Genomic DNA, 15,998 nt, shown 5'->3' on the forward strand with positions numbered 1-15,998 from the left:
GCCCGCATAACCATCGGAGGCGTCGTCCGCCTCCGATGGTGCCTTGTCCGCTCTCGCGTTTGGCATCATCGAAGTCATGGCACAGCTCAAGGAATTGTCTCCTGCTAAGCAACGCAATCTCGCGGAACTTACGCGAGGTTTTCGCGGCGTCATCCTGTTCCTGTTTCTGATCTCGGGGATCATCAACGTGCTCGCGTTGACTGGATCCTTGTACATGATGCAGATCTACGATCGCGCCTTGACGAGTGGAAGCGTCCCCACGCTCATGGTCCTGTCGCTGCTTGCCGTCGGTCTGTATGTGTTTCAAGGCAGCTTCGACATTATCCGCTCGCAGATCTTGGTGCGGGTCGGCGCTCGCCTCGACAAGAAAATCGCGCCGATGGCGCATCGTGTCGCCATCGACATGCCTCGCTTTGGGTTTTCCACGTCAGAATCGCTGGAGCGAGGACGCGATGTCGATACGGTGCGCGGCTTTCTCGGTAGTCAAGGCCCGGCTGCGCTCTTCGACCTGCCATGGATGCCGGTGTATCTGGCCTTCATCTACTTCCTTCATCCGCTGCTTGGCGCGTTGACGTTTGCAGGCGCGTTTGTTCTTGCCGTTCTGACCGTAGTCAGCGAGGTCCTGACCAAACGGCTGAGCGTCTCGACACGGAAGGCGGCAATCGTCCGTAATACGATCGCGGATTCAAATGCGCGCAATGCCGATGTGCTTAAGGCGATGGGGTTTTCCGGCCGTGCGGTCAGAAGATTTAGTGAAGCCAACGGCGAGCACCTGGCGCTGCAGACAAAAGCGAATGATATTACCGGCACTTTCGCTGCGATCTCCCGCGTTCTGCGCATGCTGCTGCAATCGGCTGTCCTCGGGCTGGGAGCTTACCTTACCATCAAGAACGAGCTGTCCGCAGGCGCGATTATTGCCTGCTCAGTTGCTTCTGCGCGCGCGCTTGCGCCGGTGGATCTTGCCATCGGTAACTGGAAGGCATTTGTCGCAGCACGGATGGCCTACCATCGCCTGCGTGAGACGGTTATTGCGCTTGCTGCATCTGAGCAGCCCATGAAGTTGCCGGCGCCAAAGCAACGCCTTGTGGTCGACAAGGTCACGATTGCGGTGCCGGGCACAGGGCAAGTGGTCTTGAGTGATATCAACTTTGAACTTGCAGCTGGGCAGGCCCTCGGAATCATTGGGCCGAGTGCAGGCGGCAAGACAACCCTGGTACGTGCGCTGACAGGGATATGGCCAGTTCTCCGCGGCAGCGTGCGCCTGGATGGAGCCGATCTCGCGCAGTGGCGCGAGGACGATATCGGTCAGCATATCGGCTATTTACCTCAGGAAGTCAGCCTGATGGATGCAACGATCGAGGAGAATATCGCTCGGTTCGAACCTGATCCTGATTATCGCAAGGTGGTCGAAGCAGCTAAGGCGGCAGGTGTTCACGACATGATCGTGAGATTGCCCGAGGGGTACCGAACCCAGCTTGGGCCGCAAGGCACCGCACTGTCGGCTGGTCAGCGGCAGCGCCTTGGCCTTGCGCGGGCGCTCTACGGCAATCCGTTCATTGTCATCATGGATGAGCCGAATTCGAATCTTGATGGTGAGGGCGAAGCCGCTCTCACAACAGCAATCGAAAGCATCAGTGCACGGGGCGGGATCACGGTGGTGATTGCACACCGTCCGAGTGCGCTGGCCGCAGTAGAACTGGTTGCGATCGTGCAGAACGGACGGATGGTGGCGTTCGGCAAGAAGCAAGACATCATGACTCCCGGTCCGCAAGTTGCACCGAAGCCATCTCATGAGACGCCCAAGCCGCAAATGCGGAGGCCTGCATGATCACGGCAAAAGCCAACAGGACCTCTCAGCAGGAGAAAAAGCAAACCCGCGACGACTACGTTCATCAAGAGGAGCCTAAGGCCGTCGTCGGTCCACTTGCGTTTCTCATGGCTCTCGCAGGGTTTGCGATTTACCTGAAGAGCTTTCTTCCCGTGCGGGTTGAGGCCTCATCCGAACAGCCGGCAAAGAAGTCGTCTGAGAGCGAGCCTGATGCGATTGAGTCTGAAAATCAGGAACTGACGGCAGATTCCGACTCCGACATTACAGGTTCGATCGAAGGTCGCGCAAAGGGATCGGATAACGTCGTTCCAATTCCTGCACGGTTTACCTTATCGCCCGAAGCAATCGACGGATTTCTGGCGAGCGACTCTCCGCCGATTGACTTCAACGCGCTCAGGCCCGTCCCTGTACTTCCGATTGCCTCGGCGATGGCCCCGGTTCATCCTAGCAACGATAATCAATCGGCCGCAAAGACAGATGGAAAAGGTCCTTCGGGTGGTGGCGGAGGTGGAGGCGGCGGCTCAGACAACCCGAGACAGCCAACATCCTCTGATCTGGTGCGCAACCGCGCTCCGCGCACGAACGGCCCGATCCAGCTCCCGGACAAGATCGGGTGCCACGCATATATGATCTCGGTGCTGGCGTTGCTGGAAGGAGCGGTCGATCCTGATGGCGATCAATTGGCTCTTGGAAACCTGTCGGTGTCATCCGGTACGCTCACGCGAGTTGAAAACGGCGAATGGCTATATTCACCCGAGCCCGGAATGCTCGGATCCGTCACACTTACATATTTTATTACCGATGGTGCCGCGATCGTTCAGCAGACCGCCAGCTTCCGCGTCATGGAAGCGCTACCGATCATCGGGACCGATTTCGACGAAAATCTGATTGGCACATCGTGCGCGGATGTCATCGATGCCCGCGGTGGTGATGACAATATCGACGCCAAACAAGGTAACGACGCGATCAGAGGCGGTGATGGCGACGACCACATCGTGGCCGGAGCTGGAAACGATATCGTCCATGGAGAAGCGGGAAACGACGTGGTGTTCGTCGGGATTGGCAACGATATTGTCTTCGGCGGCTCTGGAGGCGATCGCTTGTACGGTGAGCGGGGCAACGACGTGATCTACGGAGAGAGCGGAGACGATTTTATTTCCGGTGGCGAGGACGACGACATTCTGTTCGCCGGCGCGGGAGACGATGCCGTGCAGGGTGATGAAGGGCACGACACCCTCATTGGTGATGACGGTGATGATGTCCTTCGCGGAGGCGCAGGGCGGGACAAACTGTTCGCTGATTCAGGCGATGATGTTGCCTTCGGCGATCAGGACGATGACGTTATATCCGATGGTCATGGCCAGGACGAAGTGCACGGCGGCGAGGGGAATGATCACGTCGTCGCGGCTGCCGACGCCGCAGCGGATCGGTACTCCGGAGGCGGGGGCGACGATACCCTGGATTACTCGTCGGCGATTCTGAACATCGTTGTTGATGTGGGCATGGGAGCTGCTGAGGGGCTCGATATCGGCAGGGATCTGATCGACGGCTTCGAGAAAATCATTGGTGGGCACGGAGACGATCGTTTAATCGCCGGTGCCACATCGATATCCATGACAGGCGGCGATGGCGACGACACCTTTGAATTCGATGGACCGGACGCTGAGCATCAGCCCGACCTCGTTCGAAAGATTACGGACTTTACGATCGGTGATCGCGTGATCGTTGCGAGCTACGAGGTTCGTTACCGGGACGAAGGGATTGGTGAAGCCATCAACGACCTCTTCACTGACATCTATCTCTCGGGCCAGACCGATCACCGTCCCGTCAGATTTCGCTTTGAAAAACTCGACGACAATGACCGGACGTTTATCGACGTCCACATGGAGGACTCTTCCGAAGTCTACTCCATCGAACTTTTCGGCCGTCATCATCTCGAAGTGACTGTTGGGATCTCTTAAGCGCTGACGAGCGCAGAGGGCTTGATCTATGAAGCATCACGCATCGAGCGATTTCGTTCCCGTCGCGCCTATGTCAGGGGGCGAGGATACTGAGCATGCGTTTTCGCTTTGGTCCCGGATTGCGGGAGGATTGGCGCTTGTTGGCCTGTTGGTGATTGGGTGCGGAGGGTGGGCGGCCATGGCGCGCCTCGAAGGCGCGGTCATCACGTCCGGCACGGTCAAGGTAGATCAGAATCTCAAGGAAGTTCAGCATAGAGACGGCGGCATCATAAAAACATTGGCCGTCCGCCAAGGCGATCTTGTGAGGGAAAGGCAGATCTTGGCGACGCTGGATGACGTGCAGATCAAGGCTGAACTCTCGATCGTGCGCGCCCAACTCGCGGAGCTTCTCGGCCGGAAAGCGCGCCTGATCGCCGAGCGTGACAACCTTTCCTCGATTGATTTCCCGGAAAGATACATAGAATTCCTGTCGAGCTCAGCCGAAGCCGTCGTTTCCGGCGAGAAACGCCTATTTTCGGGAAACAAGCTGGCGCGGGACAGTCAGAAGGAACAGCTTCAACTCAGTATCAGCCAGACCGCAGAAGAAATAAACGGCATGGTATCGCGGCTTGCGGCCAAACACGAAGAGATCAAGCTGGTTGGGGCCGAGCGCGAGAAATTGTCAGACCTGTTTGACAAGAAAATTGTCGAGTACGCCCGGGTTTATTCAGCGCACCGGGACTGGGCCCGGATACTGGGAGAGCGCGGAGAAATCGAGGCGAGCATTGCGCGCGCGAAGGTACGCTCCAGCGAGATACGGGTGCAGATCATTGCTGTGGACCAAAATGCGAGCACTGAAGCGCAGCGCGAGCTTCGGACGGTGGAGGCAAAGATCTCTGAATTGGACGAGCGCAAGCTTGCAATCGAAGATCGGCTGTCGCGCACGGAAATACGCGCGCCGGTTTCGGGTTTCGTGAATGAGCTGTTCGTCTACACGATTGGTGGTGTGATAACGCCGGCGGCGAAGATCGCAACGATCGTTCCTGAAAGCGCGGAGTTGAGGTTTGAGGTCAGAATCTCACCGGCTGACATCGATCAAGTACGGGAAGGGCGACCCGCACGCGTTCGTTTGACGGCATTCAATCGAAATACGACGCCGGAATTGCAGGCCAAGGTCATTATGGTTTCGCCGGCATCATCACGTGATCCGTCAACAGGGCAGGAATATTACGTTGCATATGTGCAACTGGTCGAAGATGCGACGCGCGCGCTGGCCGGAATGAAACTGGTCCCAGGCATGCCCGCCGAGGTTTTCATCTCGACGCAAGAGAGAACGGCCGTGTCATATCTCGTCAAACCGTTCACCGATCAGATGAATCGTGCATTCCGCGAACGTTGACGCTCGCTCCAACGCTAACCGGTGGTAGCTAGCAAGCTGACGAGATTTTCAAACGGCTGATTTCAAACGGCCAATGACGGAGGCGGTGGAAGTCTGGTTGCGCTTAGCGCTCCTGCCGGCATCGCGTGCTCGCTTAATTTTTGCGCAGCAATGACGACCTCTAGACGGTTCCGAGCATGGAGTTTCTGCATCAAGATTGTCATGTAATGCTTGACTGTTTTCTCGCTGATTTTGAGTGCAGTGGCGATTTCTTTATTGGTTCTGCCACGCAGCAGCAATCCAACGATCTGGCCCTCTCGCATACTCAACTTGACCGCCTCTGCTGCAATTCGGCGTAGCGATGTATCGCGCAAGGCTGCAATAACCTGGCTGGCAAAGCTCTGCGTGATATAAGTTTCGCCGCGATGGACGCAATCAATGGCCTGGAGGAGTTCTTTGGAATTGCTTCCTTTCAGCACGTAGCCGCTTGCACCTGCATCCAGCGCCCGGATTGCTGAATCGACGCCGGTCGCCGCCGTAAAGGCTACCAGCTTTGTAGCCGGGGTATATTTTAAGACTGCCGCAATGGCGCTATAGACGTCGCCTGTCATGCTGAGGTCGACGATGATCACGTCTGGTCGATGACGAGCGGCGATCTCGACGACGTCCCTCGCTGTTGTCCCCGTCGCAAGAACACGCAATGCAGGCGAGCGCGCAAGTAGCGCAGCGATTCCTTCGACCATTAAAGGGCGGTCATCGACAAGTGCGACGGATACCGTACTCATTACTACCGCCCCCACCTAAATAATTATCAGAGTCAATTAAATAATTTTCAGTCACGCTAATGATTATTTTGAACTGATTTAAACGTAGGCAAAAGTCCACCAAATGTAAATAACCCATGTATGACAGGGCTAACTTGTTAACTTAATTAACGCCGACTGATCCAAAATTAATTGTCCCGTCCATGTCATTAAATGATTTGGGAAGCTAAATTTGATCGCGGGGCGCCCCGATCGGGAGCTTGGCCACAATCTGAGTGCCTCTGCCTGGGATCAATGCGACTTCGAAAGAGCCTCGAAGAGCTACTACGCGCCGCCGCAAACCGGATAACCCTAGTCCAGTCCTGCTACGGGCGGGCTGCTGGCCATTACACTCCGCGCCGCCGTCGGTTACCGTGACAATAATATGCTGGTTGTCAGTCGATATTTGAATTCGCTGGTCGCGCCCTCCTGCATGCGCAAAGGCATTGTTCAATCCTTCCTGCACAACCCGGTAAATACATACCCTGACTGGCATGGGCACTTCTTTGACAGGTGACTCGATCTCACACGTTACGGCTGTCCCGGTAACGTGCTCATGGGTGCGAACTGCAAGCAATACTGCGTCGGCGAGCGTCAATCCTTCCAGTTGCGGCAGCACCAGTCCTTCTGAGATTTCACGCAACTCGGTCAGAATGGTAGAGGCGAGTTGGTGAACGCCTGAACCGGGACGGTGCCCAGTTGGGCGATCGTTATCGATCACCTCATTCGCGTCAGCTTCGACGGTGTCCGTTACTTTGAGCATGAGCAGGCTGAGAAGCTGAATCGGTCCGTCGTGAAGATCCTGTCCGATCTGCTCAAGTAGGATTTCGTTGGAGCGCGCGGATTCGATCTTCGCATCCTCGGCCTGTTGCCGTAAGCGATCGTTTTGAATCGCCAATGCCTCCGTCTCGGCGATCTTTCGCGTGAGCAGCGTACGGTGCCTGATGACAACGCGATTTGCCTGACGCACCATCAGGAAGAGAAGAGCCATCATGGGGATCGTCACCGCAGCGACGATTCCGGCGGCCGCGAAGCGTATCGACCTAAGCTCTTCGGCCAGGCGTTCGCCGCTGTTATAAAGTTGTCCCACCGCGATAATATCCTGCGTTCCGATACGACGCAGTGGCGCGTAGATTTCGATCAATGGGGTATTCAGAGACCGTTCGTAATGGTCCTCATCGTCGTCCAGATCATCGAAGGTGCCTGAGATTTTCCCGCTGAAGGCGGCTTCCAAATACTCAGACGGAAATTTCTTGCCGACCAATTCTTTGTTCGTGGCGTACGCAAGCGTGCCATCGCGAAGCCAAATCTTGATAGTTCTAATTCGTTTGCCCAATTGGCCTTTGACGATGTCATCCAACTTTTTCGCGCTTTCAGGCGATAGCACGTTGGATGTGTCGAGCTCCTGAACGGTCGGGCCAACAAATGCGTCTACCAGCAAGGCGGCTTCCTCCGCCGCACTTTGCATGAGGCTTGACCCGATTCGCTCTGACATAAAATAGGCGAGCAAGGCCATGGATATGGCGATCGTTAATCCCGCGGCGATCAAAAACTGCTGCAGAAGTCCGATACGGTGAGCGAAATTGATCGATTGAAAAAAGGGTGAAAACATATGGGGCGAGTTCCACGCTCTCAAAGTAGCAAAATCGCCGAAGTTAAAATGACAAATAGCTGCTGACGCGAGAAAGGAACGAGATCCAAGCTTAGCACAAAGCATGTCGCTCGTGCCTTGTCTTCTTTTTCACCTATTGTGCGAGAGCCTCATGCTGCACAGCAGCGCCCGTCCGCGATGCTGCTGAAGCAGGTTCAGCAGCGAAATCGACTTAGGGTCTGTTTCAGCGTGAAGAGGGTCGATTCCAATACGTCGAGCTTTCGCAGCGCTTTGGGCGTTAATCGCTCCTCAGCCTCCGCCGTGCCTTCAAGTGCGACATTGATACGTGCAACATCGAGAGGGTACGCGCCCGCTTCGGCTCGGCGAGGAGCAAGACCGGTTCAGCGTAACTATTTGAGGCCGAAGTAAGCCTGCCGCAATGACTCATTGTCCGACATTTCCGCGACCGTGCCGGAGAAGCGGATATGACCACCTTCCAGCACGAAGACGCGTGTGGCGATCTCGAGGAAGCTGATATTTTGCTCGGCGATCAGCAGCGCCAAACCGCGCCCGCGTAAATCTGCGAGGACGTGCAGTACTTCCTTCACGAGCAGCGGGGAGAGGCCGGCAGAGGGCTCGTCCATCACCAGCAGCTTCGGGTCGGCCGCCAGTGCCTTGGCGATGCCGAGCATTTTGCGCTGGCCGCCAGACAGGCTCGATGCCGGATTGCGGCGCTTTTCGCGCAGCACTGGAAACACGCCGTAGAGCTCTTCGATCCGCGCGCGCGGGTCGGCATGGCCGAGGGCTTCGGCGCCGACGCGGATGTTCTCCTCGATCGACAGATCGGGGAATACAGCAAGCTCCGACATATAGGTCATGCCGAGCTTCATGCGGTCGCTGGAGCGTGTTTGCGTGACATCCTGACCGGCGAGCTTGATCTGGCCCCGCCGGGCTTGGATCAGGCCGACCAGCGATTTCAGGAACGTGGTCTTGCCGGCGCCGTTGGCGCCGAGCAGCAGCACCGTTTCGCCGGGGCGGACGTCGAGGTCGACGCCCCATAGCACCTGCATGGTGCCGTAGCCGGCATCGATACCGGACGCTTGCAGAAGGGCATCAGGCGGCATGTTCGCTTCCCAGAAACACTTCGATCACCTGCGGGACCTTGACGGCCACCGAGAGCTTGCCTTCGAAAATCTCCTTGCCGGCGCTCAGCACGATGACGCGGTCGGTGATCTGTTCGATGAAGCCCATCAGATGTTCGACGACGATGATGGAGATGCCATGCTTGGCGAGATCCTTGATCTTGCCGGCGATCCAGTCGAGTTCGGTCGGGTTGAGGCCGGCCGCGAGTTCGTCGAGCAGGAGCAGGCGTGGACCAGTGGCGAGTGCGCGGACGAGATCGAGAATCTTCTGCTGCACGCTGTTCAGGTCCGCGGCAGGGCGATCAGCGACGTCGCGAAGTTTGTAGTCGTCAATCAGCGCGTCCACCGACGGCGCACCGTTCCCGGGCATGCCGTAAGCACGCGCGACCTCAATGTTCTGCCGCACCGTGAGCAACTGGAACGGCTTCGGCACCTGGAAGGTTCGGTTGATGCCGCGGTGAACCAGCTTGTGGGAGGCGATGCCTCCGATCGACGCGCCGTCGAACGCGATGTTGCCGCCATCGGGCGCGTAGAGGCCGGAAATGACGTTGATCGCGGTGGTCTTCCCGGAGCCGTTCGGCCCGACGAGGCCAAGGATTTCGCCGGGCGTCACGTGGAAGTTGAGACCGTCGAGGGCGCGAAAACCGCCGAAGCGCTTGATCAGGCCGGAGACCTTGAGGATCGGGGTCATCTCAGGGGACATTCCAGCCTCGTCGGTTGGCCAGCGATACAAGACCGGCGGGCAGAAACAGCACCAGGCCAATGATGAGCAGGCCGTAGATCAACTGGAAATATTGTGGCGTGGTGAAACCGATCAGGTTGTAGATGCCGTAGAGCGCGAGCACGCCGGCGATCGGTCCGATGATGGTGGCGACGCCTCCGAACAACGCGAACACGATGGCGAAGATGCTGAACTCCGCGCTGAACACGTTGTCGGGATAGAACACAGAGACGTACCAGGCGAAGGTCGCGCCCGCGAGACTCGCCACCAGTGCCGAGAGCAGCCAGGCGATGATGCGCATCTTGACGACATTGATGCCGGCCATGGCCGCACTGACGGGGTCCTCGCGCACCGCCTGCAAAGCGAGACCGAAGCTTGAATTCTTCAGATAGACCACCACCAGCATGGTCAGCGCCATGATGATGAGCGCGGCGATATAGGCGTGATCGGGATTGAAGATGCCGGTCAGTGACACACCATAGGGGCCGCGCGTGATGCTTTCCAGCGCCGGATTGGCGATCAGATGCAGCACCGCGAGCGAGGCGGCGAGATTGGCGATGGCGAAATAGGCACCGGACAGCCGCAGCAGCGGCGTCAGCAGCAGCGCCAGCGCAAGGCCGACGAGGCCAGCCACCAGCACCGCAACGACGGCCGGTGAATGCGCGTGCATCACCATGATGGCGAAGCCGTAGGCACCGGCACCGAAGAAGCCGACATAGCCGAACGGCAGATAGCCGGTGAAGCCGTAGATGATGTTCACGCCCTGCGCCAAAGTCAGGAAGATCACGAAATTGAACAGCAGCAAATGGTTGCTGTAGAGACCGGGCAGCACCGCAAAGGCTGCGACCAGCGGTGCCACGATGAACAACACGTGTTTGAGCATATTAGGCAACGCGCACCCGCCTTCCGAGCAAGCCGCTGGGGCGCAGCAACAGGATGAGGATCAGCAGGACATAGGGCAGGAGGTCAGCCCATGAGCTGAGATAGGTCTGCACCAGCATGTAGCAGATCCCATAGACGATACCGCCAAGCGCTGTGCCGAGCGGATTGCCGAGCGAGCCGAGCACGACGATGGCGAAGGACGTCACCGTGGCGTCGGCGCCGAAGGCCGGCGTCACCGAACCGAACATGAAGGGCGCGAACACGCCGGCGACGGCAGCGAGGCCGAGACCGATACCGAACGCCGCCGCCGACACGCGATCGACATTGATGCCAGTGGCGACCGCCTCGTCCCGACGCGACATCACCGCGCGCGTCAGTGTGCCGAGCCGGGTGCGATAGAGATAGACATAGACCAAGAGGATTGCGATCAGGCTGACGCTTGCAGCGATCACCCAGGGCATCGGAAAGCCCTGGCCGAAGATGCGAAACGGCCCGGGCGCGATGGGCTGGCCGCCGAACAGCTTCACCTTCACGGTGGAGAACAGCGTGCCGAGCAGGCGGCTCTGGATCGAGCGCTCGCTCGTGCCGAAGAAGATGGTGGTCAGTGCCTCGATCACTTGCGACAGGCCGAAGAACAGGATGATCGACAGCATCTCGGGATTGGCCGAGCCTTGGAGTCGCGGCACGAGCACCCAATAGAGCAGCAGGCCGAGAACGAGGAATATTATAAAGGCCAGCGGCAGTGCGAATAGCGGATCGATATGCGCGAGCGTGGCAACGCCGAGCGCCACGAAGGCGCCCAGCATCAAGAAGTCGCCATGCGCAAGATTGACGATGCGCATGACGCCAAAGACGAGATTAAGACCGATGCCGACCAGGCTGAAATACAGCCCGAACAGCACGCCGGCGACGAGGGCATAAACAAGCATCAGCGCCTCGCTGCGGCGATCTCTTGCAACAACTGAGAACTTGTCATGGACGCGGATAGACCGGTTTTCCGGTTGCGGTCTCATGCGGATAGATCGACACGAACTTGATGTGGCCGTGTTCGTTCACTGCGAGCTGACCGAGCGGGGTCAGTTCGCCGATCTGTCCGCCCGTCTCGTCCAGTGCGAAGGTGCCGTCGAGAGTCTTCAGCTTGCCCGACAGGCTGAAGGTTGCACGGCGCAGCTCAAGCTGGTCCATGCTGGTGGCGACCGAGAGCGTTTTCTCGATCACGAGCCCCGTCGTGTAGCCGGCGACAGCATTGAAGCCGAATTCGATCTTGCCGTCCGTGTACTTCTTGTCCCAGGCGGCTTTGTAGTCCTTGACGTTCATGCCGAAATTGACCTCGTACTGGATTTCTGAGGGCGGCACGTAAGTGAAGACATGTTCGAGGCCCTTGGCGCCGACATTCTTTTCCAGCAGTTCGGTCTCCAGACCCGGATAGATGCCGAACAGCATCTTGTACTTGATGCCGACGTCCTGAACATTGCGCAGGAAGGCGATGTCGTTCGGCGCGTAGCCGAAATGGATCACCGCGTCAGGATCTTTATTGCTGATGTTGTTGGCAATCACCGTGTAATTCGTCGTCTCGGTGGGCACGCCCTGATCGTAGACAATCTCGATCGGCGCGCCGGAATCCTTCACGAATTTGCGGAACGCATTGGCCTGGGTGCCGGTGAATTCGTTGGTGGCGTAGAGAATTGCGATCTTCTTAATGCCGAGCCCCGGACCGTCATGGGTGATGAAGTCCGCCACCGGCTTTGGCCACACAGTGGAGACCGGGTCGGACATCAGCGCGATGTAGGGATTATCCTTGGAGAAGAAGCTCGCGCCGGTGCCTGTCTGATCGAACAGGAACATTTTGTGGTCGCGGGCGATAGCAACGGCCGGTGCCGTCAGCACGGAGCCGGAATCGGCGACGAGGAGATCCACCTTGTCCTGCGTGACGAGCTGGTTGTAGAGCGTCGAGGCTGTCGCGGTGTTGCTCTGGTCGTCATAGGAGATGAGCTTGATGGGGATCTTCTTGTCGAAGGCTTTGACATAGACGCCGCCTTCGCTGTTCTTGAGATCGACCCACAGCTTCAGTGCGCTGTAAACGGGCATCGAGATCGAGGCGTAACGCCCGGCAGAAGCATAAAGCGTGCCAATTTTGATCTCAGCGGGAGCGTCCGCCGCAAATGCCTGCCCACCGATTACCAGTCCTGCAAGCAGAGCTGCGCCCGTCAACTTAAGCATCAGAATCCTCCGGATTTTTTGTTATTCCGCTCGCGCTTCTAGCGTGTCGCCGCGAGACGATAAACCCGCACTCCGTGTTGGCTGATCACGTAAGCGTGCGCATCTGTCGCAGGGGGAGCCTACGCAGCGCGGGGCCGTTCGTAAAGCGCAGGACGGCTGTAAGAGACCGCTAGTTCCGCCTGGCGAAATGACGACCCTGCGCAGCGGGGCTCGTTCCGTCGTTTGGCGCGAACATCAGCGGGGTGAGGTGTCCAATCGCCGGTGAAATTCGCGTCCGAGCGGATGCATCTTCTATTCGGATAATGGCATCCGTCAGTTGCCGCTCCCCGACAAGCGGGATTCCAGCTAACGTTCAATGAGATTTAGTCCGACGTACGCTGGAAGATCTGACAGTGGCCGCGCCGTCGAGCAAACCAAGAACTGGCCGGACGAGGCCTTCGAGCAATTTCCGATCCGGCCGCACGCGCGCGAGCACTCTGATGCCAAGGAGGAGTCCCAAGAGCGATTTGGAAAGGTCCTCGGCAGAATGATCGCGCGTAATGCTGCCGTCTTTCTGGCCTTTCGAGACGCTTCGAAAGAAAAATGCCTCTACTTCATCGAGAAATATCGCCACGATGCTCAAAAAGTCCGGATCGAAGGGCGCGCTCTCGATTGCCGAATTGACAAGCATGCACCCGCGACGCTGCTTGTCGGTCAGCGAGCGCTTGATGATTTCCTGAAGAAAAGTGCCGATCGCCTCCCGCGGGGGCATGGCCGGTTCGATACGCCGAATTCGTTCACGGAAGGTTTGGTCAAGATACCGATTGAGCGCGCGAGCGTATAAACCGCGCTTGTCGCCAAAGGCGTTGTAAAGACTGGCACCGGCGATGTTCATTTCGTCGGCCAGATCGCGCACAGAAGTCGCTTCATAGCCCCGCTGCCAAAATCGTTCGATGGCCGCATCCAGAACGGCCGCTTCATCGAATTCACGCGGCCTCGCCATCTATTTCAAACCTCTTCTCATCCACAAATATCCAGTCTCTTGAAGCTGTTACATAACACCCGGTGGGTTGAGTTGACAATCTTGGTCGGCACCGATCGGCCGCCGTTGCTGCGCTGGTAATTTTAGAACGTGTGATCTACAATACCGCAACCTCAGTTGGAATTGCTCGGCACGTGGCTGAGACCAAGGGAGAGCCATGTTCGATAACGCGTTACCCGAAGAAATTCGTGTGAAATGGCCATTCACGTCCCGTTATGCTGACGTGAATGGCTGGCGCATGCACTATGTCGATGAAGGGGAAGGCGATCCCGTCGTATTGCTGCACGGTAATCCGACCTGGGGATTTCTCTATCGCGACATGATCGAGCCAATCGTGCGCTCCGGCCGGCGCGTGATCGTTCCAGATATGATTGGCTTTGGTCTGTCCGAGAAGCCGACTCGCGAACAAGCACATACCCTCGATGGTCACGCGGCCAACTTGACGGCGCTCATGCGCCAGCTTGATCTGAGAAGAATCATGCTGGTTTGTCATGACTGGGGTGGGCCAACCGGACTATCCTTTGCGATGAGCAACCCCGACCGGATGCGGGCGCTCACCCTTATGAGCACCTGGGCGTGGCCCATGCCCCCGGCTGAGTTTCACACGCGCTTCTTCCCCTGGCGAATGATGCATGCCCCATTGGTTGGGCCTTACCTTCTGGGCAAGCATCGCGCGCTCGCTGGACGTGGTGTGTATCTGTCGGTCGTCGACCGGCAGAAATTCGCGCGTGACGCACAGCTTGCTTATGAAACTGTGCTCCCGGATCCTGCTTCACGCCTTCTCACGTGGGTGTGGCCGCGCTGGATTCCACTGGACGAAAGCGCACGGGCAACAGAGCGCTTCGCGTGGCTCGAACAGGAACTTTCCCGTTCCAAGCTTCCGACGCTCATCGTTTGGGGACGCGAGGATGAGGTTTTCGACGCCGCGACGTTCTCCAACCGGTTCAAGCAAATGTTGCCCCATGCCGAAGGACCGCTTCTCGTCACTGGCCGCCACTTCCTGCAGGAGGACTCCGGACCGGAAATTGCGGATCTCATCCGTCTCTTCCTTGACCGTCTTGATAAGGAGGAGGGAGCGCGATGATCGAGGTCGCCGTCGTAGGTAAACCGGATCTGGATGGGAAGCGGCTGTCGTTCGCTTTGGCAGAAGATCGCGTCGCCCACTATCCCGAATTCCGTGATTTCTTCGTTCGGACATTTGAGCTCGATCGAAAAGGCCTTTCTGAGCCGGGATATGTGCGGGCGCCCTCGGGGCTTGTCTACACGTTGGTTTTCATTGGGCGCAGCGGAGAACCGTTTCCATCCGGTGTGGAGATTTATGCGGTTGTGGACGCGCTGGAGCCTGTGGACAGCGAAACGCTCGATCGCGATTTGTGGGCCGTGCTGCGCTGGATGATTGGCGGAGTTGGAGGCCCATGGACTGTTGAGGACTTTGACCGAACAGGACATTTGTATCGTGTGCCGGCAGCGCCGCCGCCCTGAAGGCGAGCGTGAACCATTTTGTTCTCTCGATTCACAGCCCTGAGACCGGCTGTAGATCGGACATCCCGTTCTCCGGATCTCCGGCACGAGTAATAATCGTTCGTCAAATCGCGGAAGTGAAACTGTCGCCGAAACGCGCTTGATTCATTTTAGAACGAATGATCTAAAATAGGGCGAAACAGGGAAAGGTGCGCCGGCCTGACGTGCTGAACCATCGTTATCGGCGTCTCGCGTGCTTCGCGGCCGGAAGTGCATCAAGAGAGGAAGCAAAATGATCCGTTTTTATTTTCACCCGACGCCAAACCCGGCGAAAGTTGCCCTTATGCTCGAGGAAGTGGGTCTCGCTTATGAGGTCATTCCCGTCGACACCAGTAAGGGCGAACAGCACAAGCCGGAATTCCGTGCCATCAATCCGAACGGCAAAGTGCCCGCGATCGTCGATACGGACGGACCGGGAGGCAAGGAAATAAGGGTTTTTGATTCCGGGGCCATCCTGCTTTACCTCGGCGAAAAGACAGGTCGCCTTATTGGCTCTCCGGACGAGAAAGGAGAATTGCTGTCATGGCTGTTTTTTATCGCCACGGGCATTGGTCCTTTCTCGGGACAGGCTGTTCATTTCCAACACGCGGCTCCAGAAAAACTGAGCTATGCGATCAATCGCTATCGCCGGGAAGTCGAGCGTCATTATGAGGTGCTGGACCTTCATCTGCAGGGGCGCAATTTCATCGTGGGCGATGAGTTTTCAATCGCCGACGTCTCCGCATGGGGGTGGCTGGATCGGGCTCCTCGTGTATTGCCCGGTGAGCCCGCCCCGATCACAGCTTTTCCCAACCTTGAACGCTGGTTCAAAGCCGTCGATGCGCGCCCGGCTGTGGCCAAAGCACGTGCAATTGGCACGGACCACGCATTCAAGAAAGAAATGGACGAAGAAACGCGCCGTGCGCTGTTCCCTTCCAATTATCCCAAGGCTTCGCGCTGAAGGCACGATCC

14 protein-coding genes are annotated in these 15,998 nt (G+C 57.7%); 6 read left to right on the forward strand and 8 right to left on the reverse strand.

Annotation, left to right across the window (positions count from 1 at the left end; genetic code table 11):
- The first annotated feature begins 76 nt into the window (after positions 1-76).
- From ACP0KA_RS17910 to ACP0KA_RS17920, 3 genes are all read left to right on the forward strand, one after another.
- On the forward strand, positions 77-1,828 hold the full coding sequence (locus tag ACP0KA_RS17910) for a type I secretion system permease/ATPase (RefSeq protein WP_424631648.1): 1,752 nt from the start codon (positions 77-79) through the stop codon (positions 1,826-1,828).
- Positions 1,825-3,789: a cadherin-like domain-containing protein gene (locus ACP0KA_RS17915; RefSeq protein WP_424630078.1), complete on the forward strand. Its 1,965-nt coding sequence runs from the start codon at positions 1,825-1,827 to the stop codon at positions 3,787-3,789. Before ACP0KA_RS17910 ends, ACP0KA_RS17915 begins: the two co-directional genes overlap by 4 nt.
- A 70-nt stretch (positions 3,790-3,859) precedes the next feature.
- Positions 3,860-5,167, forward strand: coding sequence for an HlyD family type I secretion periplasmic adaptor subunit (locus tag ACP0KA_RS17920; RefSeq protein WP_424631649.1), 1,308 nt, complete (start codon positions 3,860-3,862; stop codon positions 5,165-5,167).
- 62 nt (positions 5,168-5,229) lie between these two features.
- Here ACP0KA_RS17920 and ACP0KA_RS17925 read toward each other — a convergent pair whose 3' ends face one another.
- The 8 genes from ACP0KA_RS17925 to ACP0KA_RS17960 form a co-directional block, all read right to left on the reverse strand.
- Entirely contained in the window at positions 5,230-5,931 is a 702-nt protein-coding gene (locus ACP0KA_RS17925) for a response regulator (protein ID WP_424630079.1), read from the reverse strand.
- A gap of 205 nt (positions 5,932-6,136) precedes the next feature.
- Complete coding sequence (locus ACP0KA_RS17930) at positions 6,137-7,561, reverse strand: sensor histidine kinase (protein ID WP_424630080.1); 1,425 nt, start codon at positions 7,559-7,561, stop codon at positions 6,137-6,139.
- A 389-nt stretch (positions 7,562-7,950) separates the two neighbouring features.
- Positions 7,951-8,664, reverse strand: a complete 714-nt coding sequence (locus tag ACP0KA_RS17935) for an ABC transporter ATP-binding protein (protein WP_424630081.1) — start codon at positions 8,662-8,664, stop codon at positions 7,951-7,953.
- Positions 8,654-9,385, reverse strand: a complete 732-nt coding sequence (locus tag ACP0KA_RS17940; RefSeq protein ID WP_424630082.1) for an ABC transporter ATP-binding protein — start codon at positions 9,383-9,385, stop codon at positions 8,654-8,656. The genes ACP0KA_RS17935 and ACP0KA_RS17940 overlap by 11 nt, the downstream gene beginning before the upstream one ends.
- Positions 9,375-10,286: a branched-chain amino acid ABC transporter permease gene (locus ACP0KA_RS17945; protein WP_424631650.1), complete on the reverse strand. Its 912-nt coding sequence runs from the start codon at positions 10,284-10,286 to the stop codon at positions 9,375-9,377. The genes ACP0KA_RS17940 and ACP0KA_RS17945 overlap by 11 nt, the downstream gene beginning before the upstream one ends.
- Before the next feature lies 1 nt (position 10,287).
- Positions 10,288-11,214 carry a branched-chain amino acid ABC transporter permease gene (locus ACP0KA_RS17950; RefSeq protein ID WP_424630083.1) on the reverse strand — a complete coding sequence of 309 codons (927 nt, stop codon included), beginning with the start codon at positions 11,212-11,214 and terminating at the stop codon, positions 10,288-10,290.
- A 43-nt stretch (positions 11,215-11,257) separates the two neighbouring features.
- Positions 11,258-12,505 (reverse strand): amino acid ABC transporter substrate-binding protein, encoded by a 1,248-nt coding sequence (locus ACP0KA_RS17955; RefSeq protein WP_424630084.1) that lies wholly within the window; start codon positions 12,503-12,505, stop codon positions 11,258-11,260.
- A 352-nt stretch (positions 12,506-12,857) separates the two neighbouring features.
- The gene (locus ACP0KA_RS17960) at positions 12,858-13,487 is read right to left on the reverse strand and encodes a TetR/AcrR family transcriptional regulator (RefSeq protein WP_424630085.1); all 630 of its coding nucleotides are present in this window, start codon (positions 13,485-13,487) and stop codon (positions 12,858-12,860) included.
- 196 nt (positions 13,488-13,683) lie between these two features.
- Here ACP0KA_RS17960 and ACP0KA_RS17965 point away from each other — a divergent pair, with 196 nt between their 5' ends.
- The 3 genes from ACP0KA_RS17965 (at position 13,684) to ACP0KA_RS17975 (ending at position 15,987) form a co-directional block, all read left to right on the forward strand.
- Positions 13,684-14,610, forward strand: a complete 927-nt coding sequence (locus ACP0KA_RS17965; RefSeq protein ID WP_424630086.1) for an alpha/beta fold hydrolase — start codon at positions 13,684-13,686, stop codon at positions 14,608-14,610.
- On the forward strand, positions 14,607-15,008 hold the full coding sequence (locus ACP0KA_RS17970; RefSeq protein WP_424630087.1) for a hypothetical protein: 402 nt from the start codon (positions 14,607-14,609) through the stop codon (positions 15,006-15,008). Before ACP0KA_RS17965 ends, ACP0KA_RS17970 begins: the two co-directional genes overlap by 4 nt.
- Positions 15,009-15,279: 271 nt before the next feature.
- Positions 15,280-15,987, forward strand: a complete 708-nt coding sequence (locus ACP0KA_RS17975; RefSeq protein ID WP_424630088.1) for a glutathione S-transferase family protein — start codon at positions 15,280-15,282, stop codon at positions 15,985-15,987.
- The last annotated feature ends 11 nt before the right edge of the window (positions 15,988-15,998 follow it).

The organism is Bradyrhizobium sp. SYSU BS000235 (assembly GCF_049747295.1).
Lineage (GTDB): Bacteria > Pseudomonadota > Alphaproteobacteria > Rhizobiales > Xanthobacteraceae > Afipia.

Excerpts from the sequence above, each read along its gene's own strand:
- ACP0KA_RS17970 (WP_424630087.1), top strand. The coding sequence starts at position 14,607 with ATGATCGAGGTCGCCGTCGTAGGTAAACCGGATCTGGATGGGAAGCGG.
- ACP0KA_RS17915 (WP_424630078.1), top strand. The coding sequence starts at position 1,825 with ATGATCACGGCAAAAGCCAACAGGACCTCTCAGCAGGAGAAAAAGCAA.
- ACP0KA_RS17925 (WP_424630079.1), bottom strand. The coding sequence starts at position 5,931 with ATGAGTACGGTATCCGTCGCACTTGTCGATGACCGCCCTTTAATGGTC.
- ACP0KA_RS17930 (WP_424630080.1), bottom strand. The coding sequence starts at position 7,561 with ATGTTTTCACCCTTTTTTCAATCGATCAATTTCGCTCACCGTATCGGA.
- ACP0KA_RS17935 (WP_424630081.1), bottom strand. The coding sequence starts at position 8,664 with ATGCCGCCTGATGCCCTTCTGCAAGCGTCCGGTATCGATGCCGGCTAC.
- ACP0KA_RS17950 (WP_424630083.1), bottom strand. The coding sequence starts at position 11,214 with ATGCTTGTTTATGCCCTCGTCGCCGGCGTGCTGTTCGGGCTGTATTTC.
- ACP0KA_RS17910 (WP_424631648.1), top strand. The coding sequence starts at position 77 with ATGGCACAGCTCAAGGAATTGTCTCCTGCTAAGCAACGCAATCTCGCG.
- ACP0KA_RS17940 (WP_424630082.1), bottom strand. The coding sequence starts at position 9,385 with ATGTCCCCTGAGATGACCCCGATCCTCAAGGTCTCCGGCCTGATCAAG.
- ACP0KA_RS17960 (WP_424630085.1), bottom strand. The coding sequence starts at position 13,487 with ATGGCGAGGCCGCGTGAATTCGATGAAGCGGCCGTTCTGGATGCGGCC.
- ACP0KA_RS17945 (WP_424631650.1), bottom strand. The coding sequence starts at position 10,286 with ATGCTCAAACACGTGTTGTTCATCGTGGCACCGCTGGTCGCAGCCTTT.
- ACP0KA_RS17955 (WP_424630084.1), bottom strand. The coding sequence starts at position 12,505 with ATGCTTAAGTTGACGGGCGCAGCTCTGCTTGCAGGACTGGTAATCGGT.
- ACP0KA_RS17920 (WP_424631649.1), top strand. The coding sequence starts at position 3,860 with ATGTCAGGGGGCGAGGATACTGAGCATGCGTTTTCGCTTTGGTCCCGG.
- ACP0KA_RS17965 (WP_424630086.1), top strand. The coding sequence starts at position 13,684 with ATGTTCGATAACGCGTTACCCGAAGAAATTCGTGTGAAATGGCCATTC.
- ACP0KA_RS17975 (WP_424630088.1), top strand. The coding sequence starts at position 15,280 with ATGATCCGTTTTTATTTTCACCCGACGCCAAACCCGGCGAAAGTTGCC.